The following is a 24,651-nucleotide window of genomic DNA, read 5'->3' as shown; positions in this document are numbered from 1 at the left end:
CGGGTTGACGGTCTTTACCGTCGTAACGCCGGGCAAAGCCGGCGCCTAAGTGCCAGCTAAGTCAGGCTGTGGCAAGGCTCGAAGGAGCAGCACCGGCGATCTGGCGCAGGGCCCGCTCGAACACTTCGACGGGCTGGCCGCCCGAGATGAGATGCCTGTCGTTGATGATGATCGCGGGCACCGAGTGGATGCCGGCATCGGTGTACATGCGCTCGCGTTCACGGGTTTCCTGCGCGAACTCGTCGCTTTCCAGGATCTGCCGGGCTCGAACCGGATCGAGCCCCGCCTCGGTGGCGGCGCGCACCAGCACCTCGGGGTCGGAAGGATTCTGGCTGTCGGTGAAGTAGGCCTTCAGCAGCAGCTTCTTGAGCGCCGCCTGCTTATCGGAACTCTCCAGTTCGGCCCAGTGCAGCAGCCGATGGGCATCGAAGGTGTTGTAGACGCGCGGACGGCCCTCGGGGCTGAACTCGAAGCCCACCGCCGCGCCGCGCTGGCGGATCATCTCGCGCGACTGGGCCTGCTGCTCGCGCGTGGAGCCGTACTTCTGGTTGAGGTGCTCGAAGGTGTCCTGGCCTTCGGGCGGCATCTGCGGGTTCAGCTCGAAGGGCTGGAAGTGCAGCTCCGCGGTGATCTCCGGCGCCACCTTGCCCAGCGCCGCCTCGAGCGAACTCAGGCCGATGGCGCACCAGGGACAGGACACGTCGGAGACGAAGTCGATCTTGAGGCGGGAGGGGGAAGATGTGGAGGTCATGGCGCCATTCTTCCCGGCGCCACAACCCTTGGCAGGCGAAAGGTCTTCGCCTGCCGCGCCGGCCTCAGGCCGCGACCCTGGTCACGCGCGCTTCCTGCATCGTCTGCTCGCGCAGGCGGTCGTACTCCTGCTTGTCGACCGGCACCGCGTTCGGGTCGCCCAGGTCGCGCATGCGGATGCGGTAGGTTTCGCGGGCGCTGAAGGCGGCCAGTGCGGACAGCACGGTCACCGCGAAGGTGATGGCACCCACGGTGAACCACACGTTGGTCGAGCCGGGGGGCGCGACGGCGGCGAACAGGGCCGGCAGCAGCGCGGTGAAGGTGGTGCCGATGTTCTGCGAGATGGCCATGGCCGAGACGCGGTTGCGGGTGCGGAACAGTTCCGGATAGAAGCTCGGGAAGGTCGCGTTGTAGCCCTGGTAGATCACGCCCCACATCAGCAGCGACATGACGATGGCCAGCGGCACGTTGCGGATGCTGATGGCGTACAGGTACACGAACGACAGCAGGCCCGAGATCAGCGCGCCGACGATGATCGGCGGGCGGCGGCCGATGCGGTCCGACAGGTTGCCCACGAACGGGATGACGATCACGGCCAGGATGTTGCCGAGCACAGGGATCCACAGGTACACGTCCTTCTGGAAGCCGATCCCGTAAGCGGCCTGCACGGCGTAGGCCGCGCCGAACACGGTGGCCACCACCGGAATGACGTTCATCAGCGCCATGCAGACCACGCGCAGCATGTCGGCCCAGCTGTCGGTGAAGGCCTGGATGATCGGCGCCTTGGCCGTTTCGCCCTTCTTGTCGACTTCGGCGAAGGCCGGGGTCTCGTCGACCTCGCGGCGGATGATGTAGCCCGCCACGATCACCAGGAAGCTCAGCAGGAACGGGATGCGCCAGCCCCAGGAATTGAACGCGTCCTCCGGCATGTAGTGCGCCAGCGGCAGGAACACGGCGGCCGCCAGGATCTGGCCGGCCTGCACGCCCTGCAGCGTGAAGCTCGCGAAGAAGCCGCGTCGCCCGAAGGGTGCGTGCTCCAGGATCATCGAGCTCGCGCCCGAGATCTCGCCCGCCACCGCGAAGCCCTGCACCAGGCGCAGCAGCACCAGCAGCACCGGCGCCAGCAGGCCGACCTGGTCGTAGGTCGGCAGCAGGCCGACGGCCACGGTCGAAAAGCCCATCAGGAACATGCAAAGCACCAGCACCTGCTTGCGCCCGTGCGTGTCGCCCCAGTGGCCGAGCACGAAGGCGCCGATGGGGCGTGCCACGTAGCCCACGCCGTAGGTCGCGAGCGAGGCGACGATGGCCGTCGTCGGGTCGCCCTTGGGGAAGAAGATCTGCGGAAAGATCAGCGCAGCGGCGGTGGCGTAGATGAAGAAGTCGTAGTACTCCAGCGCCGAGCCGATCCAGCCGCTTGCCGCGGCCTTCTTCGACTGGTGCCTGCCTTGCGGCTCATGGGCTGAGGTGTTTGCCATGTGTTGTCTCCAGTGGTGACGTGAAAAAAAGAAATCAGCTCTCTGTCTGTCGAACGAAACGGTCTGTCGATGCGCCTGCGGGCCTCTGTCAGTCCTGCGCCTGCGACGCCATGCGCGCCGGTGCGTTGAGCGCGCCATAGGCGTCGTAGCCGCCCACGCGCTGCGCGACCTCGAAGAACAGTCCGCTCTCGAAGCTCTCGGTGTAGATGTGCAGGTAGTCGCCGGCCGGCGAGCGGTCGAACAGCACGCCCGATTCGCGCATGCGCGAAAGCAGCGCGGGGTCGATGTCGATGCGGGTGGCCAGGTCGTCGTAGTAGTTGTCGGAGATCGGCACGAAGCGCGTGCCGTTGGCGCGCAGCTTCGCGGCGGTCTCGAAGATGTCGGCGCAGCTCAGGGCGATGTGGTGCACCGCGCCGCCGCCGGTCACGCTCAGCGTGCGCGCGGTGCGGGTGCGCTGGCTCAGCGACACGTTGAGCACCAGGCGCAGGCTGCGGTCGGCGTTGGCGACGCCGCGGCTGCGGATCAGCCCGAACGGGTCGGCCAGCTCCAGGCTCTCGCCGGGCTCCAGGCCGAGCACGGCGCGCGTGAACAGCACCCAGGTGTCGAGCTGGTCGAGCGCCAGGCCCAGTGCCACGTGGTCGATGCGCCGCAGGCCCGCATCGTTGGCGCCTGCGCCCTCGTCTTCGAGGATGAAGTCGCTCTCGTACAGGCCATCGGCACCCAGCATCTCGGGCACGAAGTGGATCAGGTTGCCGCCCGGCGCCACGATGGCCGGCACGCGCAGCTCGTTGGGACCGACCGGGCTGTCGTGCCGCTGCGAGCGCATGGCGGTGGCGCGGCCCACCGCAGCCAGCGGATCGTCGCAGCGCACGCCCAGTGCGCAGACCGAGGTGCCGTGCGCCTCGAAGCGCTGACGCGCGAAGGAGTCGGGCTGAGCGTTGACGATCAGGTTGATGTCGCCCTGGCGGTACAGCGTCACCGCCTTGGAGCGGTGCCTGCCGATGCGGCGGAAGCCCAGCTGGCCGACCAGCGTTGCCAGCGTCGCGGCCGAAGCCTCGTCGGCTGCGAACTCGATGAACGACAGGCCCGAGAGCGCCGGCACCGGCGGCGGGTCGAACAGCGTCACCTGCTGCGGCACCGAAGGCTTGGCGAGGCGCTGGCGCGCTTCGCTCTCCAGGTACAGCAGCGAACGCATCGCATCCACGGCGGTGCGGCGGTTCGGTGTCTCGCGGAAGATGTCGTTGAAGATCTCCAGCGACAGCGGCCCGGTGTAGCCCGCGCGCAGCACCTGCTCGAAGAAGCCGATCACGTCGAAGTCGCCCTGCCCCGGGAACGAGCGGTGGTGGCGCGCCCACTGGATCACGTCCATCGACAGCAGCGGCGCGTCGGCCATCTGCAGGAAGAAGATCTTGTCGCCGGGAATGGCGGCGATGCCGGCCGGGTCGTCCTTCAGCGAGAGGGTGTGGAAGCTGTCGAGGATCAGGCCCAGGTGCGAGTGGTTCGCCTGCTTCACGATCTCCCAGGCCTGGCCGTACAGCGAGGTGTAGCGGCCCCAGGCCAGCGCCTCGAAGCCCACGCGCAGGTTGCGGCGCGCGGCGCGTTCGGCCAGTTCGTGCAGCTGGGCGGCCGCCAGCGAGGGGTCGTCGATGGCCAGCGGCGACGTGTTGGAGCAGCACAGCATCGTCGGTGCGCCCATGGCCTGCATCAGGTCGAACTTGCGCTCGGCGCGCTCCAGGCTGCGGCGGAACTGCGCCTCGGGCATGCCTTCGAAGTCGCGGAACGGCTGGTAAAGGTCGATGCTCAGGCCCAGGTCGCCGGCGATGCGGCCCAGTTCGGCGGCCGTGCCCTTGAAGTTGATGAAGTCGGCCTCGAACAGCTCGATGCCGTCGAAGCCGGCGTCGGCGACGGCTTCGAGCTTCTGGCGGAGCGTGCCGCTGAGCGAGACGGTGGCGATGGAGCGATGCATGGGGGTGGACTTTAGGAACACCCGGGCATCGTCACAATCTATTCAGCTCAGTTTTGATCGATCATCGATCACTCGCAACCGTTATTCGCACGAAATACGGGATACACCTAGGCCGCGCATCCCGCCATCGGCGCTCAGAGGCTGCGCCAGAAATCGATCAGCAGCTGCGCGAATTCCGCCGGCCGCTCGACGGCGCTCAGGTGCGCGGCATCGATGGTTTGCAGCCGCGCATGCGGAATGGCTGCGGCCATGGCCTGCGACATCGCCATCGGCGTGGCTTCGTCCTGCAGCCCGCCGATGACCAGCGTGGGCACCACGACGCGGTGGTTGCTCTCGCGGAAGTCGATCGCCGCGACGGCGTTGCAGCTCTCGATGTAGCCCTGCGCGTCGGTGCGCACCAGCACGTCGTGCAGCTTCTTCGCGGCTTCCGCGCCTTCGGCCGTGGCGGCCCACGCCGGCGTGAGCCAGCGCGACACCGCGCCGGGCGCGATGGCGGCCACGCCCTTGGCGCCGACGGTCTCGACGCGCGTGCGCCAGGGCGTCTGGTCGGGGTAGTGCGCGGCGGAATTGGCGATCACGATCGTCTTCAGCAGCTCGGGGTGGCGCACCGCCAGCGCCTGCGCCGTCATGCCGCCCATCGAGAGGCCGACGAAGTGCACGGGCTCGCCGCCCGCCTCGCGTCGGATGAGCTCGGCCGCGTCCTGCGCCAGCGTCTCGATGCGCAACTCGCCTGGCACCACCTCCGAGGCGCCGTGGTTGCGGTGGTCGTAGCGCAGCACCGTGTGGGCGCGGGCGAGCTGCGCGGCCACGCCGTCCCACATGCTCAGGTCGCAGCCGAGCGCATGGCTGAGCACGACGATGGGGCCGTTGCCCTCGCGAACGACATTCAAACGGGTCATGGTGTGGTTTCCTTTTTCGGGTGTTGCAGACGCGGCAGCCAGAGGAACGCGATCGCCACCAGCACGCTGCCGGCCAGCAGCATGGGCAGGACCATCGGCCAGGCGCCGTTGGAAAAACCGGCGTCGACGAACCGCGCGGCGAGCTGCCCTGCGCAGAACGCGACCATCATCATGCCGAAGCCGGACCACGACACGGCCCGGCCGGCCAGGTGCGGCAGGTCGCCCACCGCACCCGCCTGCCCGCAGGGCTGGTGGATGCCGTGGCCCAGGCAGTAGACGGCGTGTCCGAACAACAGCGGCACCGCGCTCAGCGGCATGAGCCAGCAGCCCAGCGCCTGGATGGTGGCGCCGGCCAGGCTCAGCGACGCGCCCAGCTTCACCGTGCGCACGGGCCCGTAGCGCCGCAGGAGGCTGCGGCACATGGTGGTGCTGAAGATGTAGACCAGCGAGCCGCCGGCCGGAATCCAGCCGTACCAGGCGGGCGACCAGCCCAGGTAGCCGATGTAGACCATCGGCGAGAGCAGCAGGAAGCAGAACAAGCCCCCATAGGTGGTGGCCGCCACCGAGGCCCAGGCACGGAACGAGCGGCTCGCGAACACGGCGCGCGTGCTGCCGCGCGGCGCGGACGACTCGCCCTCGCCCAGGGGCCGTCGCGTCTCGCCGAACGAGCGCCAGCACATCGCGAACAGGATGGCGGCATAGAGCGCCATGGCCGCCATCACCCAGCGCCAGCCGGCGCCCTGCACCAGCCACGCGCCGAGCAGCGGCGCCATCAGCCCGACGATGCCCAGGCCCGTGAGGCCGCGCGCCATGACATGCGGGCCTTCGTGCGCGGGATAGAGGTCGCGCACCGCGGCACGCGAGCACACCAGGATGGCCGCCATCGAGAAGCCCTGCAGCGCACGCCAGCCCGCTAGCAGCGCCACGCTGCCGGCGAACGCACCGCCCAGCGCCGCGAGCGTGTAGCAGCCCAGCCCCGCCAGCAGCACCGGCCTACGCCCGAAGCGGTCGGCCAGCGGCCCGCACAGCAACTGCGCAAAGCCGAAGGCCAGCACGAACAGCGTGAGGCTGGTGCTGGCCGAGCCGAGCTCCCTGGCGATGGCGGGGAGCGCGGGAAGATAACTGTCGGTGGCCACCGGCTGCGCTGCGAGCAGCAGCGGCAGGAGCAGCGTGAAGGTGACGTCGAAGCGCCCCTTCCCGCCCCTCCCTGAGGCAGGCGGCGCGGTCACTGCGCCAGCGGCGGCAGCAGGCCCTTCTCGCGCAGGATGCCCGTCGCAATGCCGAAGGCGTGGTTGGCCACGGGCACGCCGCAGTAGATGGCGGCCATCATGATCACTTCCTTGATCTCGTCCGGCGTGAGGCGCGACTCGGGCGGGCCGTCGAGCGCGGCGCGCACGTGCATCGCGAACTCTTCATAGGCATGGATGCCCAGCATCATCGACAGCACCATGAAGCGGCGCGTCTTGTCGCCCAGCGCGGGTCGGCCCCAGATGTCGTTCCAGGCGTGGCGCGTGATGAGCTCCTGGAACTCGGCGTTGAAGCCGTTGCGGTTGGCCAGCGACTTGTCGACCCAGGCGTCGCCGAGCACGCGGCGGCGGTTGACGAGGCCGGCTTCATAGACGCCGGGTTCCACGGGCGGGTTTTCGGGGGTGGTCATTGGGATAGTTCCTTTTGTGCGTCGAGCCGGGCCTGCAGCGCCTTCACTTCGGCAAGCGCGGTCTGTCCGGCTTCGTGGGCGAGCGCGGGGGCGAACCATTCGTCCGCCGCGTCGCGCGGGAGTTCGGCGCGCAGCCGGTCGATGTTGGCGCGCATGCGCGCGGCGTCGACCTGCAGGCCGGGCAATGCACCGGCCATCGCACGCACGCTGCCATGCGCCGACATCAGGAGCTGCGGCCATTCGCCCAGCTCCGCCTGCCATGCGCCGAGCGCGCGTTCGTGCTGCTGCGGCATGGCGCCGAGCAACGCGGCCACGCGCTGCGGCGCGCGGTGCGCGGCAGCGATGGCGACCATTGAGGCCACCGGGTTGCGCTTGTGCGGCATGGCCGACGAGCCGCCGCGCCCCGGTTCGCTGGGCTCGGTGACTTCGCTGACTTCGTATTGGCCGAGCAGCGAGATGTCGACCGCGATCTTGCCCAGGCTGCCGGTCATGAGGCCCAGCTCGCAGCCGAGCGCGACCCATTCGTCGCGCTGTGTATGCCAGGTCGCGCCGGGGTCGCCCAGGCCGAGTTCCTTGGCCATGCGCTTGCGCACGGCCGCGCCCTGCCCCTTCATCTGCGCCAGCGTGCCGATGGCGCCGCCGAGCTGCAGCTGCAGCGCATGCTTGGCGGCATCGCGCAGGCGGATGCGGCTGCGCACCAGCGGCGCGGCCCAGCCGGCGCACTTGAAGCCGAAGCTGGTCACCGAGGCCGGCTGCATCAGCGTGCGCGCGAGCATCGGGGTCTCGGCATGCGTCACGGCCAGGCGCAGGAGCGCGTCGGCGGCCTTGGCGAGGTCGGCCTCGATCAGCGCGACAGCCTCGCGCGTGACCAGCGCCATCGCGCTGTCGATCACGTCCTGGCTGGTGCTGCCGAAATGCACGAAGGCCGCGGCCTCGGCATTGAAGAGGCCCACGGCCTCGCGCAGCGCCTTCACCAGCGGGATCGCGACGCTGCCGGCACGTCCGCTCTCGCGAACGATCTTGGCGACGTCGAACAGCTCGACCTTGCAGCTGCTGACGATCGAGTTGGCGGCGCTCTCGGGGATCAGCCCCTCGGCCGCCTGCGCGCGCGCCAGCGCGGCCTCGAAGCGCAGCATGGCGTCGACGAAGGCACGGTCGCTGAACGCGCCCAGCGTTTCGGATGTGGAGAGGAAGCCTTCGAAAATACTCATCGGACGAGCCTTCCTTTCTTCTTTCAGTATTTCAGTTGCGCCACGGCGCGCAGTTCCTCGGGCGAGGCGGTGCCGAAGCCGAAGAACTCCAGGTACGCCGGAATCATCTCGAACAGCATGTCGGTGCCCACCTGCACCTGGCAGCCCTTGGCCCTGGCGGCCTGCAGCAGCGGCGTGTATTCGGTCTTCATGACCACCTCGCCGACGAAGGTCGAAGGGTCGATGCGGTCCACGTCGAAGGGCAGCGGATCGCCCTCCTTCATGCCCAGCGGCGTGGCGTTGACCACCACGTCGTAGCCGGCCGGGTCCTTCGAGCCGGTGGCCACCTTCATCTGCGGATAGTGCTCGCGAAGGCGCGCGGCCAGCGCGTTGGCCGAAGCCTCGCTCATGTCGAACAGCATCAGCTCTGCGGCGCCCGCCGCGGCGATCGACGCCGCGATGGCAGAGCCCACGCCGCCCGCGCCCGACACCAGCACCCGCGTGCCCTTGAAGAGCCGCCCCTTGCGCTCCACGCCGCGCACGAAGCCGGCGCCGTCGAACTGGTCGCCCAGCAGCGTGCCGTCGGGGCGCTTGAGGATGGCGTTGCAGGCACCGGCCACGCGCGCGGTGGGCGTCACTTCGTCGACCAGCGACATCGTCGTCACCTTGTGCGGCATGGTCACCAGCGCGCCGCGGATGTTGCTGAACTTGAAGATCTGCGGCAGCGACACCGCGTAGTCCTCGGGCTTCACGCCCATGGGCACGACCACGGCGTCGATGCCGTGCTTGTCGAACCAGGGGTTGTAGATCATCGGGGCCTTGAAGGCCTCCGTGGGAAAGCCGATGTGGGCGATGAGGGTGGATTTGCCGGAAATCATTGGTGGATCAATCTGTGCAGTCAAAGGTCGAAGGTTTCTTCCAGGAATGCCGCGGAACCGGCTTCGCCGGGCCGCAGGCATTGCCCCCTGCAAGGGGGTTGGCGAAGCGACACGAAGTGCGCGAAGCCTGGGGGTGAGCCATTCACGCCACGCTCGGTGAGTGGTAGCGCAGCGGCTGCGCGATCTCGGCGCGCATCGCGGGCGGATAGATGATTTCGCGCAGGAAACCGGCGTCGGCTGTCATCGCATCCGCCGCGTCCATGTGGCCGAAGTAGCGGAAGTAATGCGGCATCTGCTGGATCAGCATCTCGAAGCCGGCCTGCGCATTGAGCCCGCGCGCACGGGCCGCGCGCACCAGCGGCGTCGGCTGGTTGCGCAGCAGGATGTCGAAGAGCGCGGCGTGGCTGTCCATGCGCGTCACGTCGACCGGCGCCGCGTCGTCGTCGCTCAGACCCAGCTGCGTGGCGTTGATGACGAGGTCGAAGCCCTCGGGCGCATTGCTGTCGGCGGCGACCACCTCGGCGTCGAAGAAGGCGTCGAGCTTGGCGGCCACGCCGGCCGCCTTGCCGGCGGCCTTGTCGTACATGGCGATGTGGGCGGCGCCGTTCACCGTGCCGCCCTCGGCCAGCGCGACGCCGATGGCCGCGGCGCTCACGCCCGCGCCCAGGATCAGCACGCGCTTGCCGCGGAAGGGAATGTTGTAGTGGTCGAGTGCGCCGATCAGGCCCTCGCCGTCGAAGAGATCGCCCTCGAGCTGGTCGCCCTCGGTGCGGCGCACCACGTTGACAGAGCCTGCCACGCGGCCGAAGAGCCCGCAGCCTTCAAGCAGGTCGACCACCAGCGGCTTGTGCGGCGGAGCGATCACCATGCCGCGCACGTTGCGCGCGAGGAAGGCCGACTTGAAGAACACCGCGAAGTCGCGCACCGGCACCTGCATGGGCAGCAGCACCGCGTCGATGCCGAAGCGCTCGAAAGCCGCATTGAACATGCGCGGCAGCCGCACGTTGCGAACCGGGTCGCCGGGGATCAGGTAAGCCTGGGTGCTGCCGCTGATGGAATGGCTCATGTGCGTGCTTCCGTTCGTCAATCGCTCTTTTGGAGGGCGGATGGCGAGCTTTATAGTCTCTCCAGCCAACCCCTGCAGCCTTCGGGACATCAAAACGTGCGATCATCGATCTTTCGAATTCAATGATCGATCACTTCAAGGGTTTTCACCTGCACCAATTGCAAACTCGAACCCTTCTCGCCAGATCACACTTCCGCCCATGAGCAAGGACAGCAACCACGACCCGGCGCCCCCACCAGGCCTGGACAAGCGCGACTGGATCGCCGGCCTGGAACGCGGCGTGAGCATCATCGAAGCCTTCGACGACGCCAACCCGCGCCTCACCGCCAGCCAGGCCGGCCAGCGCACGAACATGACCCGCACCGCCGCGCGGCGCTACCTGCTGACCCTGCAGCACATGGGCTATGTCGCCAGCGACGGCAAGCTGTTCTGGCTCACGCCGCGCGTGCTGCGCCTGGGCCAGTCGTACCTGGAGTCGGCCCGCCTGCCGCGCGTGGTGCAGCCCTTCCTGCAGCGGGTGGCCGCCGGCACCAACGAGATCGCCTACCTCAGCGTGATGGACGGCGACGAGGTGGTCTACATCGCCCGCAACGGCCCCAACCGCAGCATGAGCACCGGCTACGTGCTCGGCGCGCGCGTGCCGGCACAAGTCACCGCCTCCGGCATGCTGATGCTGGCACTGCGCAGCGACGCCGAACTCGACGAGTGGCTCACCACGCGCAAGCTCACCGTCTTCACCTCGCACACCATCGCGAGCATGGAGCGCATGAAGCTCGAACTCGCGCGCATCCGGGCGCAAGGCTGGGCCCTTTCCGAACAGCAGCTCGACCTGAACTCGCGCGGCATCGCGGTGCCGCTGCGCGACCGGCACGGCACGCTGGTGGGAGCGCTGAACATCACCATGCCGATGGGGCACGAGAGCTCGGAGGATGCGGTGACTCGGGTGCTGCCGGTCCTGCGGGAGACGGCGCAGGCGATGCGTAACCTGATCTGACCCGGGTGGCCGTCCGGACTGACAGCTTTCCGACAGCATCCCCCGGGCACGATGCGCGCTTTCAATCCAAAAAGCGCTGGAGACACAAGCAACATGTCCGCCCCCCTCTTCCCCCATGACGCCCGCCTGAGCCGCCGCGGCCTGCTCCAGGCCGGCGGCGCGGCAGCCTTCGGCGGCCTGCTGCCCTCGATGGCCTTCGCCGAAGACGCCTGGCCCAGCAAGTCGATCCGCTTCGTCGTGCCCTTCGCGCCGGGCGGCAGTTCGGAGATCGTCGCGCGCTCGACCGCTGCGGAACTCTCGCGCACCATCGGCCAGAGCGTGTTCGTCGACAACAAGCCGGGCGCGGCCGGCAACATCGCGATGGGCGAGGTGGCGCGCGCGACCGACCAGCACACGATCATCCTGGGCCACATCGGCACGCTGGCGGTCAACCCGTACATCTTCGCCAAGCTGCCCTACGACGCGAACAAGGACTTCAAGCCGGTGAGCCTGCTGGCCAAGGTGCCCAGCCTCTACGTGGTGCACCCCGACGTGCCGGCGAAGAACCTCAAGGAGTTCATCGCCTACGCCAAGTCGAAGCCGGGCAAGCTCAGCTACGGCTCGGCGGGCAACGGCAGCGCAGGCCACCTGGCATTCGAATACCTGAAGATGACGGCCGACGTCTTCATGCTGCACGTGCCCTACCGCGGCACCGGCCCGATGGTGACCGACCTGCTCTCCGGCCGGCTCGACGCATCGGCCATCGGCGCTGCGGCGGTGCTGCAGTTCATCAAGGCAGGCAAGGTGCGCTGCATCGCGACCGGCTCCGCCAAGCGCCTGCCGCAGCTGCCCGACGTGCCGACCGTGGCCGAACAGGGCTTCCCCGGCTTCGAGATGACGCAGTGGTACGGCATGCTCGCGCCGGCCAACATCACGCCGCCGCAGCTCGCCAAGCTCTCGGCCGAGACGATGAAGGCGGTGAAGTCGCCCGACTCGATGCAGCGGCTGACCAACGACGCGGCCGAAGCCGTCGGCGGCACGCCGGAGCAGTTCGCGCAGTTCATCGCGTCCGAGCAGGCACGCTGGCAGAAGGTCATCGCAAGGGCAAACATCAAGCCGGACTGATTGGCAAACCCCCAGGCTCCGCGCACTTCGTGTCGCTGCGCCCACCCCTTGCAGGGGGCAACACCTGCGGCCCGGCAAAGCCGGTTCCGCGGCGGCCTCGGACTCACCCCCAGGCTTCGCGCACTTCGTGTCGCTGCGCCTACCCCCTTGCAGGGGGCAACACCTGCGGCCCGGCAAAGCCGGTTCCGCGGTGGCCTCGGACTCACCCCCAGGCTTCGCGCACTTCGTGTCGCTGCGCCACCCCCTTGCAGGGGGCAACACCTGCGGCCCGGCAAAGCCGGTTCCGCGGTGTTTCGCGAAAATATCCGGCCCTAATAGGATCGGTCGATGCGCATCCTTCTTGCCGAAGACGAACACACCCTGGGCACCTGGCTGTGCAAGGCGCTTGAGCACGCGGGCATCCAGGTCGAATGGGTGGACGACGGGCGGCTGGCCGACCGTGCCCTGCAGCAGCGCGACCACGACGCGCTGGTGCTCGACCTCGGCCTGCCCGGGCTCGACGGGCACACGGTGCTGCAGCGGCTGCGCGAGCGCGACCAGCGGCTGCCGGCGCTGATCCTCACTGCGCGCGACTCGGTGAACGAGCGCGTGGCCTCGCTCAACGCGGGCGCCGACGACTTCCTCGCCAAGCCCTTCGCACTCGCCGAACTCGAGGCGCGGCTGCATGCGCTGGTGCGCCGCGCGCGCGGCGTGGAGCATCCGCGCCAGGCCTGCGGCGCGCTGGTGTACGACGGGGCGCGACGGCACTTCACGCTCAACGGCGAGGCGCTGGCGCTCTCGCCGCGCGAGCTGGCGGTGCTGCGCGTGCTGGTGCAGCGCAGCGGCGAGCCGCTGTCGAAGCAGCAGATCCTGGAGCGCGTGTTCTCCGACGACGAAGAAGTGCACCCCGAGGCAGTGGAAGTCTTCGTCTACCGGCTGCGCAAGCGGCTGGACGGCAGCGGCGTGCGCATCGTCACGCTGCGCGGGCTGGGCTATGTGCTGGAAGCTGACTAGATGAGGACACGGCCCCGGGCTTCGCCCACTTCGTGTCGCTTCTCCTCCCCCTGCGCCGGGGGCGGCGTCTGCGGCCCGGCGGAGCCAGCTCCACGGTGTTTCGCGAAGAGAACGCCTGGATTTCTCGCGTCGTGGGCATGCCGCTGAACTTCACGGCCCGTCTGCGGCGCGCGAGCCTCTGGCAGCGGCTGGCGCTGCTGCTCTTCCCCGCCCTGCTCGTCGTGACCTGCATCGAGCTGTGGATGACGCGGCACGACGCGCTGGCAGCCGCCAACGCCGCCTACGACCGCTCGCTGCTCGGCGCGCTCAAGTCCATCGATGCCAACATCTCGACCGCCTCGGGCGGGCTCTCCGTCGAACTGCCGTACACGATGTTCGAGTTCTTCGAGCTCACGGCGAGCGGGCAGGTGTTCTTCCGCGTCTCGACTTCCGACGGGCTGGTCGAGCTCGGCAGCGCAGACCTGCCCGCTCCGCCCGCCGAGCTCGCGATGGGCGTGCCGGCCTTCTACGACGCCACCTACTTCGGCGAGGCCGTTCGGCTCGCGGCCTACCGCCGCGACCTCGACCGCACGCCGGCCGGCAGCACCGGGCGCAGCGTGCTGATCCAGGTCGGCGAGAGCACGCGCTCGCGGCAGGAATTCAGCGCGCGATTCGTGCGCAGCGCGGCGCTGCGCGACGGGCTGGTGCTGGCGATGCTGCTGTGCGGCACCGCCATCGCGCTCGCGGCGGCGCTGCGGCCGCTCTCGCGGCTGGCGCGCGAGGTGGGCGCGCGCACCAGCGACGACCTCACGCGCATCGCCGAGACCGACCTGCCCGCCGAGGTGCGGCCGCTGGTGGCGGCAGTCAACCAGCAGATGTCGCGCACGCAGGAGCTGGTCTCGCAGCAACGGCAGTTCCTCGACGACGCCTCGCACCAGCTGCGCACCCACCTCACCACGCTGCAGATGCAGGCCGACTACGCGCGGCGCGAGGAAGACCCGGCGCAGGTGCGAGCCGCGCTCGACGCACTCGGCGCCGAGATCGCCCGCGCCACGCGCAGCGCCCAGCAGCTGCTGGCCCTGGGCCGCAGCGACACCGTGTCGGTGGAGCCGGCCGAGTTCGACCTGGAGGCGCTGCTGCGCGAAGTGGCCGTCGACCTGCTGCCTCTGGCGCGCGCAAAGCGCATCGACCTGGGCATCGATCTGGGCATCCACTCCGCCATGCCCGATTTCCCCGCCGTGGCCGACCGCGCGCTGATGCGCGAGGCGCTCGGCAACCTGGTGAGCAACGCGATCGCCTACACCCCCGCACAAGGAACGATCACGCTCTTCGCTGCCAGTGACGCAGCGGGCTGGAGCCTCAACGTCGAGGACAACGGCCCCGGCCTCAGTGAGGAAGAACGCGCCGCACTGGGCCAGCGCTTCCTCCGCGGCGCACGTGCCGGCAAGGGCGGGTTCGGGCTCGGGCTGGCCATCGCGCGCTCCATCGCACAGCGGCATCGCGGCGAGCTGCGGCTCGAAGCCAGGGAGGCCGGACCGGGGCTGCACGCGATCATCTGGTGGCCGCGCACCTCGTCGGCCCCAACCTCCAACTGACAGGTCCGCCGCCATGCCATCTCCTGCCCTCCACCGACGTCACGCATTGCGGGCGCTGTGTGCGCTGCTCGCGCCGTCCTTCGGCCTGCGCGCGATGGCCGCCGCCGGCGACCCTTCCGAGGAAGCTGCCGACTGCGTGATTCCCGCCAAGGCCGGCGGCGGCTTCGCACTGACCTGCGCCCTTGCGCGCGACGCGCTGCAGGCCGTGCGGCCGGCGCGCCCGCCGCTGGGTCAGCGCTACCTGCCGGGCGGCATCGGCGCCGTGGCCTTCGACCGCATCGCCACCGGCAAGCTCGGCGGGCCGGGCACGCTGGTGGCGTTCTCCAGCGGCTCGCTGCTCAACCTGGCGCAGGGCCGCTTCGGGCCCCATCCGCCTTCGGCCGTGCGCTGGATCGCCACGCTGGGCACCGACTACGGCGTGGTCGCCGTGCACCGCGACTCGCCCTTCAGGCGCCTGCAGGACCTGGTCGCCGCGCTGCGGCAGGACCCGTCGCGCATCGCCTTCGGCGCGGGCGGCACCGTGGGCAGCCAGGACTGGGTGAAGGCCGCGCTGCTGGTGCGCGCGGCCGGGCGCGACCACAAGGCGATGCGATTCGTCTCCTTCGAAGGCGGCGGCGACGCGTTGAGCGCGCTGCAGGGCCGGCATGTCGACGCGTTCCCCGGCGACGCCGCCGAGGCGCTGCAGGCCATGGCAGGCGGCACGCCGGTGCGGCTGCTCGCTGTGCTGTCGGAGAACCGCCTGGGCGGCGCGCTCACCGGCGTGCCGACCGCGCGCGAGCAAGGGGTGGACCTCGTGTGGCCGACGGTGCGCGGCCTGTACCTGAGCGCCGACGTGCCCGAGCCCGCCGTGCGGGCCTGGGTCGCCGCGTTCCGCGAGGCGGGCGCCGCACCCGGCTATGCAGCCCTGCGCGAGCAGCACGGGCTCTACCCTTTCGCCCTCACCGGCACCGCGCTCGACGACTACGTGCAGGCGCAGCTCAAGGCCTACCGTCGGCTGGCCGACGAACTGGGGCTGCGGCGCTGGCCGACCTCCTGACGAGAACACGGGCAAGATCGCGCCCATGACCGAAGACGCGATCACCCAATACCTCATCGACATGCTGGCCGGCGGCCATTTCCAGATCGCCGACGACAACACCTTCTTCTTCCACGACGGCGACGACAAGTTCCCTTTCGCGACCATCGTGACGAAGGACAACGAGTTCGACAACGCCTCGAAGCTGGACCGCCCTGGCGTGTTCCGGCTGAACCTCGGCGTGGGCAAGGAGACCTTCCGCGCGCTCTTCGGCGAGCAGCCGGCCGCGCCCGACTACGGCGCGATCGACACGCTGATGCCGCATCCGCTTTACGCGAAGATGTACTGGGTCAGCGTGATCAACCCGAGCGCCAAGACCTTCGAGAGGGTCAAGCCGCTGATCGCCGAGGCGCTGAGCCTCGCGCGATCGCGAAAGACCGGTCAGGGCGGGCACGCGGGCTAGGCCGCCTTCAGGAACACATCGTGGTCCGGCGCGAAGTTCGCGTGCAGCGGCAGCATCGCGCCACCCAGTGCGCAGGCCTGCACGCCGGCCTTGCCGCCATGCAGCTGCGGCTGCCAGAGGCCTTCCCAGTTGCAGTGGTCGAGCGCGTCGCGGGTCTGGTCGAGCAGCGCCTGCAGCAACAGGCGTGACATGGAGCCGTCCACCACCACGTCGGAGAGGTCGAGCATGGCGGTGCCGCACACGATGGCATGCGCCAGCGCCTGCGATGCGCTGGCCAGCCAGGCCGTCGTGGTCTGCGCGAAAGGCGGCTGCAGCGCGCGGTCGTCGTAGGCGGCCATGGGGTCCAGGCCTTCGGCCGACAGGCGCTGTTCGAGCTCCCACAGCGATGCCTGCGCGACCAGCTGCGGCGGCAGCGCCCCACGGGTGCCCGGCGGCTGCATCGGCAGCGATGCCAGCGCGCCCGCATTGCCATGCGCGCCGGTGTGCAGGTGCGAGTTGATGACCAGCCCGCCGCCCACGAAGGTGTCGACGAATATGTAGAGAAAGCTCTTCAGGTCGTGCCCGCGCCCGCCCACCAGTTCGGCCACGCAGGCCGCCACCGTGTCGCGCGCGAAGCTCACCGGCAGGTCGATTCGCGACCGCACCTCGGCGGCCAGGTCCATCTGGTTCCACAGGTCCGACTGCGCCTTCGACAGCCCCAGCGTGCGGTGCCAGCCACCGAGCAGGAAGGGCGCGGCCAGTCCCACGCCCACGTTGCGCGCGGCCAGCGGCCCCAGGCCGTCGCGCAGTCGGTGGATGTGCTGCGCGATGGCGGGCAGCAGTTCGTCGGCATCGGGAAAGTCGTAGCCGATGGCGTGGCGCTCGCGCACCTGCGCAGCGAAGTCGATCAGCAGCCATTCGGCGCCGCGCCGGCCCACCTTGATGCCGATGGCGAAGGCGCCGTCGGGGTTGAGCGCCAGCGGCACAGAGGGCTGGCCGATGCGCCCGCGCACGCGGCTTTGCTTGACGATGAGTCCGTCTTCCTCCAGCCGCGCCGTGATGAGCCCGATGGTCTGCGCGCTCAGCCCGGTCAGCCGGGCCAGGTCGGCCTTGGGCAGGCTGCCGTGAACGCGCAGCGCCTGCAGTACCGTGCGCTCGTTGAACTGGCGCATGCCGACCTGGTTGGAGCCGCGGGGCCGCAGCAGGTCGGGCGTGCGCACAGCTGGGGGTGCTTGCGCATCAGGCATGCGCCTCCGCGGGCAGCTGGTCGGGCGGCATGGCGCCGGTCATGACGGCGACGGTGTCGCTCATGCTGATCTTCTTCGGGTCGAGCACGGCCGCTCGGCGGCCCAGGCGGGCGACGTGGATGCGGTCGGCCACCTCGAACACGTGCGGCATGTTGTGGCTGATGAGCACCACGGGCAGGCCGCGGTCGCGCACACGGCGGATCAGCTCCAGCACCATGTTGCCCTCCTTCACGCCGAGCGCGGCGGTGGGCTCGTCCATGATGACCACGTGCCGCGCGAAGGCCGCGCTGCGCGCCACGGCCACGCACTGGCGCTGGCCGCCCGAGAGCGTCTCGACCGCCTGCGTCATCGACTGGATGCCGACCTTCAGGTCGGCCATGCGCGCGGTGCTTTCCTGCAGCATCTTCTTCTTGTCGAGCATGCGCAGCACGTTGCCCATGAAGCCGGGCCGGCGCAGCTCACGTCCGAGGAACAGGTTCTCGTAGATGGTCATGGCAGGCGCCACGGCCAGGTCCTGATAGACCGTCTCGATGCCCGCGCGGCGCGCCTCCAGCGGATTGCGGAAGTTGACCGGCTTGCCGTCGAGCAGGATCTGCCCCTCGTCGGGCACGATCGCGCCCGACAGCGCCTTGATGAGCGAGGACTTGCCCGCGCCGTTGTCGCCGATCACCGCGAGGATCTCTCCCTCGCGCAGCTCGAAGTCGACGCCGGCGAGCGCGGTGACCTGTCCGTAGCGCTTCACCAGGCCCTTGGCCTGCATCACGACCTTGCGGTCCGTAGTAGTGGTGTTCATTTCAGTTCTCCACCACGCTGGCACGCGAACTGCGGCCGACGAGACTGGCGCGGCCCCCTCGGGGAACGCCGCGGAACGGGCTCTGCCCGGCCGCAGGCGTTGCCCCCTGCAAGGGGGTTGGCGAAGCGACACGAAGTGCGCGAAGACTGGGGGTGAGCTTCATGCTAGCGGGCTCCCCTGCGCGAGAGTTGGTCGGCCGTCACGGCCAGGATCACCAGGATGCCTGTCACCAGCACCTGGTAGATCGAGGACACGCCCATCAGCGTGAGCCCGTTGCGGAACACGCCCACGATCAGCACGCCGATCAGCGACCCCAGCACGATGCCGCGGCCGCCGAAGAGGCTGGTGCCGCCGAGCACCACGGCCGTGATGGCGTCGAGGTTCTCGGTCTGGCCAGCGTTCGGGTCGCCCACGCCGGTGCGCGCCACCGACAGCAGCGAGGCGATGCCGTAGAGCACGCCCGCCATCACGTACACGCCCAGCAGCACGCGCTGGGTCGGGATGCCCACGAGGCGCGTGGCCTCGGCGTTATTGCCCACCGCGTAGACGTGCCGCCCCGCCGCCGTCTCGCGCAGCACAAACCACGCGAGGAAATAGAGCACCACCATCAGCACCGAGCCCCAGGCCACTTCGGCTCCGCCGATGGTGAAGGTGGTGCCCAGGCCCGTGAGGCCGCCGGGCAGGTCGGTGATGGTCTGCGACGACGAATAAAGCTGCGTGATCGCGAAGGCGATGTTCAGCGTGCCCAGCGTCACGATGAACGGCGGCAGCTTGATGCGGGTGACCAGAAGGCCATTGGCAAGGCCGAACAGCGTCGTCACCCCGATGCCGCAGAGGATGGCCACCGGCGCCGGCAGGCCGAGCTCGGTGGCGAACTTGCTCATGATGATGCCGCCCAGCGCCATCACCATGCCGCACGACAGGTCGATGCCCGCCGTGAGGATCACCAGCGTCTGGCCGATGGCGATCACGCCGACCACCATCACCTGCTGCAGGATCAGCGAGAGATTGCCGCCCGTGAGAAAGCGGTCGGACTGGGTCGCGAAGAAGATGCATGCGCCCAGCAGGGCCAGCCACGGCCCCAGGGCGCCCCACGGGATGTGGTGCGTGGCTGATGCGGATTTCGCCATCGAGATGTGCCTCCCTGGAATTCGTCGTCAGCTCGGCTGCTTACTTCTTGCCCCAGCACAGCTCGGCACCGGTCTTGGTGTCCTTGCTGTCGACGCCCGCCACGCTCTTGCCCGCGATCAGCGTCACGCCCGTATCGACATAGCCCGAAGCCTTCTTGCCCGTCTTGGCGTATTCGACACCCGCGGCCACGCCCATCGCGGCCATCTTCAGCGGGTACTGCTGCGAGGTCGCGGCGATGATGCCGGCGGCCGTGTCCTTGATGCCCTGGCAGCCGCCGTCGACCGACACGATCATCACGCCCTTTTCCTTGCCGGCGCGCTTGAGTGCGTTGTACGCACCGGCGGCGGCGGGCTCGTTGATGGTGTAGACCAGGTTCACGTCGGGCGCCTTCTGCAGGCAGTTCTCCATCACCGTCTGCGCCTTGGCCTGGTCGCCGTAGCTGTCGGCCATGCAGACGATCTCGGGCGCCTTCGACAACTCGTTCGACTTCGCGTCGTTGGCCTGCAGGCCGAAGCCCTTCATGAAGCCGTTGTGCCGCTGAGCACCCACCGGGTGGCCCGGCAGCAGGTCGAGCGCGACGATCTTCGCCGGCTTGCCCGCCATCGCGGCCTTGGCGTACTCGCCGATCAGCACGCCGGCGGTGTAGTTGTTGGTGGCGAAGAGCGCGTCGGTCGCATCCGGCGGATCGGCCGGGCTGTCGAGCGCGATCACCATCACGCCCTTGTCACGCGCCTTCTTGATCGCGGGAACGATGGCCTTGGCATCGCTCGGCGTGATGAGGATGGTCTTGGCGCCGGCCGCGATCATGTTCTCCATCGCCGTGATCTGCCCGGCGTTGTCGCCGTCTGCCTTGCCCGCGCCGGACAGCAGCTTCGCGCCCTGCTTCTTGGCTTCTTCCTGGGCGCCTTCCTTCATCTTCACGAAGAAGGGGTTGGTTTCGGTCTTGGTCACGAGGCCGATGACGGGCTGGTCGGCGGCGAAGGCAGCGGTCGACGCAGCGGCTGCGGCGAGCGACAGTGCAGCCAGGGCGAGGACGGAGCGGGGGCTGGTGTGCATGGTTTGTCTCCTTGAGCGGGCGGTTGGTTTGCGCCTGCGGTTTTGGATCCGGATCGCGGGGTGGGAAGCGGGCGTCCGGGCGCAAGGGGACTATCGGGTAGTGGAGGGACTAAATCAAGGTGATTTAGTTATCGAAAACCCGAGGTTTGAACTGCGACTGCCTCACTGGAGACGGTCGCGACGGCGGACGGCGAGAAAGCAGATGGGTAACCCGCCCAGGCCAAGAAGTAATCAAGTTCTCTCTGCGAGGGCGCCGCCCCAACGCGTCATAACTGAAGGTGGTGGTGATGCCGCTGTGGTCGGTCGCTGCGGTCATGCGGTTGAAGCCGTCCCATGCGAATACAGTTCGCCAGCCGTTGCGCACGCGCTCGGTCATGTTGCCGTGTTCGTCGTAGCGGTAGCTGGTGCCGGCGTAGTTCTTCAGCAGGTTGTCCAGCAGCTTGCCGGCTGGGTGCCTCAGGGGATCGTTGGTCACCCGAGGGGCGGCATGTTGCCGACAAGGCCGATCGAGAAGATTCCGAGCCGAGCGATCGACGCGACTCGAATTCGTAAGCTTGACCTTAAAGTCTTACGTCGATTGCTTGAGATCCAGCGGCATTGACCAACTCCACTTCGGAGCCGAAGTCTCTCGGCTGTGGCACATGCCCCGTCAGCTTTTCATAAAGCTCACGCAAATATGCAGGCTTGTCCTCAACGTCGTCGAGTGGGACCGCGTGCGGCACCGCGGCACGCCAGTACCCTTTGATGTCACCTGATGACAGGATGAATTCAATCGCATCCAAGACCCTTTGTTTGCTCACTGGTCCATAGGTGTCGAAGTCAGCTTTCATCTCCTCAAATAGCTTGCCTCGACAAGCCTTGTCATTGATGTAGCAATTATCGATATCGTCGTCACTCATAGAGAGCAGGTAGTAGTACATCTCGTGGATGTAGTCGAGAAATATTTGCATAGATCAGGGCCTCCCTGCCCCGAGCTCAGGATACCCCGTGATGATCCCATTCGAACCTCTAACTACAGTCGCCCTTGTCGTAGTGACAGGGCCACACCAGATGACTCAATTTATCAAACACACTCAATTCAACTTGAAATTTGGAAATACCTTAAGAACCACACACATCATTTCTGCTCCATAACATCCAACTCGTCCCACAATTGAGATAATCCGATAGATTTCATATACGACCCATAATCAAGAAAATTGTCACCGCCAATTTTGCTATCAGACAGCCACATCGCATCGCATTCGGGGCATATAAAAATCAAACGTCCATTTGCTTTTATTTTCGCCTCAAAAATTTCATCTTGCTCGCATCGCGGACAAATCATAAGACACCTTAATTTACATGATATGCGGCAAGCTCACCATTGCCGCCGCCCAGACACTCCCGCATTACAGGTTGAGCAGATCATCCGCCTCGCCGACAAACCCGCTAATTCCAAGGGTAGCTCACGCGGCCCTTTGGTCATTTAGCTGCTAACCAACATGCAACTTCACTTTTTCTTGATTGATGGCAATCACATCAGTGTGATTCTCATATGAGAAGTTCGAGATCGAATCTTGCAGGTGCACATGCTCAGCATCATTGGAATCCATTTCGTAAGCCGCACTAATTAGGAATACACCAAGAGCCCTAATAACCTCCGGCTTGGCAAGGATGGAAATTTCATCCAGCTTTAACGACCTATCGTCGCCTTCCGTTGTTCCAACGATTTTCATTTCACCAAGCTCAGTCATAGATCGAAACCCTTTTCACGCAAATAATCTTTCTCTGTTCGCGTCAGTCCAGAGACGTCCCCTCGCGATCCTTGGCTCTGTGTGCCGTCCTTATTCACAACAATCTCCTGCTTTCTGGACTTGCATTGGCAGTGAGCATGAACTTGTTGGTTCGTATTCTCCACATGTGGTGGATCAATTCTTATTCGACCGTTCCCAACGGTAACCCACTGACCAGATCGAGCTAAGCCCAACGGATCGATCCAACTTACAGGATTCGGTGCGTACTGATGGACATTGATACCGCCTTTCAGTCCGATCGGGTCCTTCGACACCCGCGCCTCTCCCCACGCCTTGTATTGCGCCGACCACGCAACGCTTCCCTCATGGTCCGTCAACTCCTGCGGCGTACCCAGGTGATCGCACTGCTAGAACGCCATATCCTTCCTGTCGAACGCCTGAGGCACATGCCTCTGCCTGCCGTTCCATAGCGGATCCAGTTCGATGTCGTAGGCGCTTCCGCTGGCTTCCATCAACGCCTTGGCGTCGGTGGTTTCACTCAGCGCCATCGCGCTCGCCCGGCGCACACCTGTACCAGCGGCACGAACGAGTTCGCCTCGTGGATGTAGTGCTACTCGTCCATCGCATCCAACAATTCCGCCAATTTATTTAAATTTTCCGCCAATATTCGAGCCTCCTTGGCAGTCAACTCAACTGGATCCCCAAATTTAGAAACAGATTTCAGATGAATCGACGACTCCTGCTCAATCCAAGCGTCAACACAACCATCAGCTGACGTGTATCGCTTTAATAATTCGCTCATTTTTTATGGCCCCTTCGTTGGAAAATGCGCGCTCCCATCCGCCAGCGCCACAATTTTTGTCAAACCATCCGGCTGATGCCCCTGTACGTGATCCACAGCAGCCTTCGGATCGTTGTAGGGCAATCCTGTTTGCTGATCAATGTCCCCGCGATTCAAGCGCAATCTTTGATTGCCAGCACATGGAAATTTCCATTTACGAGGCAATCCTGCAGAATCCGGCTGCCCGGTTGCAACTAATCCTTGGAAGCAGCCAACGCTCTTATTTCGGATCGGCCTCCCGCGCCTCTCCCCACGCCTTGTACTGCGCCGACCAGGCAACACTGCCTTCGTGGTCCGTCAATTCCTGCGGCGTGCCCAGATGGTCGCACTGATAGAACGCCATCTCCCTTCTATCGAACGCCCGCGGCACCTGCCTCTGCTCGCCGTTCCACAACGGATCCTGCTCGATGTCGTAGGCGCCTCCATTGGCCTCCATCAGCGCCTTCGCATCCGTCGTCTCGCTCAGCGCCATCGCGCTCGCGCGGCGCACCTGCATCAGCGGCACGAACGAGTTCGGCTCGTGGATGTAGTGCACGCTCCAGCCGTGCTCGCCGCCCTCCTCGATCGCTGAGCTGCTCTGCGTGCTCTCGAATGCGAGCACGTCGCCGTCCCAGCCGAACAGCGTCGTGGTGTCGCCCGAACTCTTGGAAAGACGACGCCCCAGCGCGTCATAACTGAAGGTGGTGGTGATGCCGCTGTGGTCGGTCGCCGCTGTCATGCGGTTGAAGCCGCCCCATGCGAAGACGGTTCGCCAGCCGTTGCGTACGCGCTCGGTCATGTTGCCGCGCTTGCTATGGCCCCGTTCTCGAAATGCATGTGTTCCTGGGCTGCTTTCGACAAACTCTCGATAAAGATCTCAACCCGGAATTCTATCTAATCGATCAGAAATTTTCGAAACCACCTCATTAAAACCATCCTCCATTTCAAAGAAAATACCTGAAAGCGCCCCTTCAAACCGAGAGACCAACTCTGGATCCTGCCCTTCCTGATTCATCAATTCAATTGAAATCTCAAAATACCCGCCTTTCGGCTCAACAGAAACAACCAAATCAATTTCGTGAGGATAAAAACTTACGTACGCATAAGGGCTTGAGGAGTTTCGATTAAATCCGGAGTTAGATTTTTCAATTTCAACTTTCTGCCGCACCACCTCTTCAACTCTTCCTAAGTAGCTCAACAAAAACTCAAAAAAAATATCAATCGTCATTTTTTTCCTCGAGACCTAACACTGTCAAGCAATCCGTCCGTATATGAATTTGAAGCCCCGGTACCTCGCGTGGCAGCCCAATTTTTCAACCTCTCATTCGACGGATCATCCTTGGGTCTGATGGTTACGTGCCCATCAGCCTTGTCGTGTATTACGTCCAATCCACAGCTGCAAGCATGAGCAACATCAATCTCTACATACTTCCCTGGGCCCAATCCCTCAATGCCGACATTGGCAGAAAGGCCGGGTAGCCGAGAATCCTTTGGCGTGTCGTCAATTCCTGGACGCGGCGTAAGGCTGTCAGCAGTTCCAGAAGCACCTCTAAACACGCTTCCGCTAGTGAGTTTCTTCGGTTGAAAACCGCTCAAACCGCGAGGGTCTATCCAACTTACGGCGCTAGGTGCGTACGCGTATACGTTGAGTCCCCCAACGATACCTATCGGATCACGGGCGACGTATCTACCGTTCGCAGGGTCGTAATACCGATACCGGTTGTAGTGCAGCCCGGTCTCTTCATCCCAATACTGCCCCTGAAACCGAATCGGATTCCTGAACCCCGCCCTTCTCCCAGCCTCGCTGATCGCCTCCCGCGCCTCTCCCCACGCCTTGTACTGCGCCGACCAGGCAACACTGCCTT

26 protein-coding genes and 2 pseudogenes are annotated in these 24,651 nt (G+C 66.4%); 6 read left to right on the top strand and 22 right to left on the bottom strand.

Annotated elements, in window-relative coordinates:
* Positions 1-61 precede the first annotated feature (61 nt).
* The 9 genes from ACTJLF_RS27640 to ACTJLF_RS27600 form a co-directional block, all read right to left on the bottom strand.
* A complete protein-coding gene (locus ACTJLF_RS27640) occupies positions 62-751 on the bottom strand; it encodes a DsbA family oxidoreductase (RefSeq protein WP_019651931.1) in 690 nt (229 codons plus the stop codon).
* Between the two features lie 64 nt (positions 752-815).
* On the bottom strand, positions 816-2,225 hold the full coding sequence (locus tag ACTJLF_RS27635; protein WP_019651930.1) for an MFS transporter: 1,410 nt from the start codon (positions 2,223-2,225) through the stop codon (positions 816-818).
* 88 nt (positions 2,226-2,313) lie between these two features.
* Positions 2,314-4,191, bottom strand: coding sequence for a bifunctional sugar phosphate isomerase/epimerase/4-hydroxyphenylpyruvate dioxygenase family protein (locus tag ACTJLF_RS27630; RefSeq protein ID WP_440884312.1), 1,878 nt, complete (start codon positions 4,189-4,191; stop codon positions 2,314-2,316).
* 134 nt (positions 4,192-4,325) lie between these two features.
* Entirely contained in the window at positions 4,326-5,090 is a 765-nt protein-coding gene (locus tag ACTJLF_RS27625; protein ID WP_440884311.1) for an alpha/beta fold hydrolase, read from the bottom strand.
* On the bottom strand, positions 5,087-6,319 hold the full coding sequence (locus tag ACTJLF_RS27620; RefSeq protein WP_440884310.1) for a multidrug effflux MFS transporter: 1,233 nt from the start codon (positions 6,317-6,319) through the stop codon (positions 5,087-5,089). Before ACTJLF_RS27620 ends, ACTJLF_RS27625 begins: the two co-directional genes overlap by 4 nt.
* The gene (locus tag ACTJLF_RS27615) at positions 6,316-6,747 is read right to left on the bottom strand and encodes a carboxymuconolactone decarboxylase family protein (protein WP_019651926.1); all 432 of its coding nucleotides are present in this window, start codon (positions 6,745-6,747) and stop codon (positions 6,316-6,318) included. Before ACTJLF_RS27615 ends, ACTJLF_RS27620 begins: the two co-directional genes overlap by 4 nt.
* Positions 6,744-7,958 carry a 3-carboxy-cis,cis-muconate cycloisomerase gene (gene pcaB, locus ACTJLF_RS27610; protein WP_126182293.1) on the bottom strand — a complete coding sequence of 405 codons (1,215 nt, stop codon included), beginning with the start codon at positions 7,956-7,958 and terminating at the stop codon, positions 6,744-6,746. Before pcaB ends, ACTJLF_RS27615 begins: the two co-directional genes overlap by 4 nt.
* A gap of 23 nt (positions 7,959-7,981) precedes the next feature.
* Positions 7,982-8,815 carry a shikimate dehydrogenase family protein gene (locus tag ACTJLF_RS27605; protein ID WP_019651924.1) on the bottom strand — a complete coding sequence of 278 codons (834 nt, stop codon included), beginning with the start codon at positions 8,813-8,815 and terminating at the stop codon, positions 7,982-7,984.
* Positions 8,816-8,957: 142 nt separating this feature from the next.
* The gene (locus tag ACTJLF_RS27600) at positions 8,958-9,881 is read right to left on the bottom strand and encodes a shikimate dehydrogenase family protein (protein ID WP_020722892.1); all 924 of its coding nucleotides are present in this window, start codon (positions 9,879-9,881) and stop codon (positions 8,958-8,960) included.
* A gap of 199 nt (positions 9,882-10,080) precedes the next feature.
* On the opposite strand from ACTJLF_RS27600, the gene ACTJLF_RS27595 reads away from it, so the two are divergent.
* The 6 genes from ACTJLF_RS27595 to ACTJLF_RS27570 all read left to right on the top strand — a co-directional run bounded on the left by ACTJLF_RS27595 (position 10,081) and on the right by ACTJLF_RS27570 (position 16,024).
* A complete protein-coding gene (locus tag ACTJLF_RS27595; protein ID WP_126182295.1) occupies positions 10,081-10,875 on the top strand; it encodes an IclR family transcriptional regulator domain-containing protein in 795 nt (264 codons plus the stop codon).
* A 93-nt stretch (positions 10,876-10,968) separates the two neighbouring features.
* Positions 10,969-11,979: a Bug family tripartite tricarboxylate transporter substrate binding protein gene (locus ACTJLF_RS27590; protein WP_019651921.1), complete on the top strand. Its 1,011-nt coding sequence runs from the start codon at positions 10,969-10,971 to the stop codon at positions 11,977-11,979.
* A 327-nt stretch (positions 11,980-12,306) separates the two neighbouring features.
* Complete coding sequence (locus ACTJLF_RS27585; RefSeq protein WP_019651920.1) at positions 12,307-12,972, top strand: response regulator; 666 nt, start codon at positions 12,307-12,309, stop codon at positions 12,970-12,972.
* Between the two features lie 137 nt (positions 12,973-13,109).
* Complete coding sequence (locus ACTJLF_RS27580; RefSeq protein ID WP_206169100.1) at positions 13,110-14,546, top strand: sensor histidine kinase; 1,437 nt, start codon at positions 13,110-13,112, stop codon at positions 14,544-14,546.
* 13 nt (positions 14,547-14,559) lie between these two features.
* Positions 14,560-15,582: a tripartite tricarboxylate transporter substrate-binding protein gene (locus ACTJLF_RS27575; protein ID WP_132751463.1), complete on the top strand. Its 1,023-nt coding sequence runs from the start codon at positions 14,560-14,562 to the stop codon at positions 15,580-15,582.
* A gap of 25 nt (positions 15,583-15,607) precedes the next feature.
* Positions 15,608-16,024: a DUF6194 family protein gene (locus tag ACTJLF_RS27570; protein ID WP_132798447.1), complete on the top strand. Its 417-nt coding sequence runs from the start codon at positions 15,608-15,610 to the stop codon at positions 16,022-16,024.
* Here the strand turns inward: ACTJLF_RS27570 and ACTJLF_RS27565 are convergent.
* From ACTJLF_RS27565 to ACTJLF_RS27505, 13 genes and pseudogenes are all read right to left on the bottom strand, one after another.
* Positions 16,021-17,250, bottom strand: coding sequence for an ROK family transcriptional regulator (locus ACTJLF_RS27565; RefSeq protein ID WP_440884309.1), 1,230 nt, complete (start codon positions 17,248-17,250; stop codon positions 16,021-16,023). The genes ACTJLF_RS27570 and ACTJLF_RS27565 overlap by 4 nt on opposite strands.
* Positions 17,243-18,043, bottom strand: a complete 801-nt coding sequence (locus ACTJLF_RS27560) for an ATP-binding cassette domain-containing protein (RefSeq protein WP_019651915.1) — start codon at positions 18,041-18,043, stop codon at positions 17,243-17,245. Before ACTJLF_RS27560 ends, ACTJLF_RS27565 begins: the two co-directional genes overlap by 8 nt.
* Positions 18,044-18,207: 164 nt before the next feature.
* A complete protein-coding gene (locus tag ACTJLF_RS27555; protein ID WP_019651914.1) occupies positions 18,208-19,173 on the bottom strand; it encodes an ABC transporter permease in 966 nt (321 codons plus the stop codon).
* A 40-nt stretch (positions 19,174-19,213) separates the two neighbouring features.
* Entirely contained in the window at positions 19,214-20,230 is a 1,017-nt protein-coding gene (locus ACTJLF_RS27550) for a sugar ABC transporter substrate-binding protein (protein ID WP_019651913.1), read from the bottom strand.
* Positions 20,231-20,354: 124 nt separating this feature from the next.
* Positions 20,355-20,705 (bottom strand): RHS repeat domain-containing protein, encoded by a 351-nt coding sequence (locus ACTJLF_RS27545; protein ID WP_132751465.1) that lies wholly within the window; start codon positions 20,703-20,705, stop codon positions 20,355-20,357.
* Positions 20,706-20,790: 85 nt separating this feature from the next.
* Positions 20,791-21,150 (bottom strand): hypothetical protein, encoded by a 360-nt coding sequence (locus ACTJLF_RS27540; RefSeq protein ID WP_354323995.1) that lies wholly within the window; start codon positions 21,148-21,150, stop codon positions 20,791-20,793.
* Positions 21,151-21,705: 555 nt separating this feature from the next.
* The gene (locus ACTJLF_RS27535) at positions 21,706-21,966 is read right to left on the bottom strand and encodes an Imm32 family immunity protein (RefSeq protein WP_132751468.1); all 261 of its coding nucleotides are present in this window, start codon (positions 21,964-21,966) and stop codon (positions 21,706-21,708) included.
* 218 nt (positions 21,967-22,184) lie between these two features.
* Positions 22,185-22,370: pseudogene (locus ACTJLF_RS27530) on the bottom strand (RHS repeat domain-containing protein); the annotation flags it as partial.
* 3 nt (positions 22,371-22,373) lie between these two features.
* Entirely contained in the window at positions 22,374-22,514 is a 141-nt protein-coding gene (locus ACTJLF_RS27525; RefSeq protein WP_354323999.1) for a hypothetical protein, read from the bottom strand.
* A gap of 62 nt (positions 22,515-22,576) precedes the next feature.
* On the bottom strand, positions 22,577-22,768 hold the full coding sequence (locus ACTJLF_RS27520; RefSeq protein WP_080647781.1) for a hypothetical protein: 192 nt from the start codon (positions 22,766-22,768) through the stop codon (positions 22,577-22,579).
* A 259-nt stretch (positions 22,769-23,027) separates the two neighbouring features.
* Positions 23,028-23,585, bottom strand: coding sequence for an RHS domain-containing protein (locus tag ACTJLF_RS27515; RefSeq protein ID WP_440884308.1), 558 nt, complete (start codon positions 23,583-23,585; stop codon positions 23,028-23,030).
* A gap of 78 nt (positions 23,586-23,663) precedes the next feature.
* Positions 23,664-24,014 carry a hypothetical protein gene (locus tag ACTJLF_RS27510; protein ID WP_354324003.1) on the bottom strand — a complete coding sequence of 117 codons (351 nt, stop codon included), beginning with the start codon at positions 24,012-24,014 and terminating at the stop codon, positions 23,664-23,666.
* 362 nt (positions 24,015-24,376) lie between these two features.
* Positions 24,377-24,651, bottom strand: a pseudogene (locus tag ACTJLF_RS27505) (RHS repeat-associated core domain-containing protein); the annotation flags it as partial.

Origin of the sequence: Variovorax sp. 22077, assembly GCF_052044195.1 — a bacterium.
Taxonomy (GTDB): Bacteria; Pseudomonadota; Gammaproteobacteria; order Burkholderiales; family Burkholderiaceae_C; genus Variovorax; species Variovorax atrisoli.
This window is presented reverse-complemented; position numbering and strand designations above follow the sequence as displayed.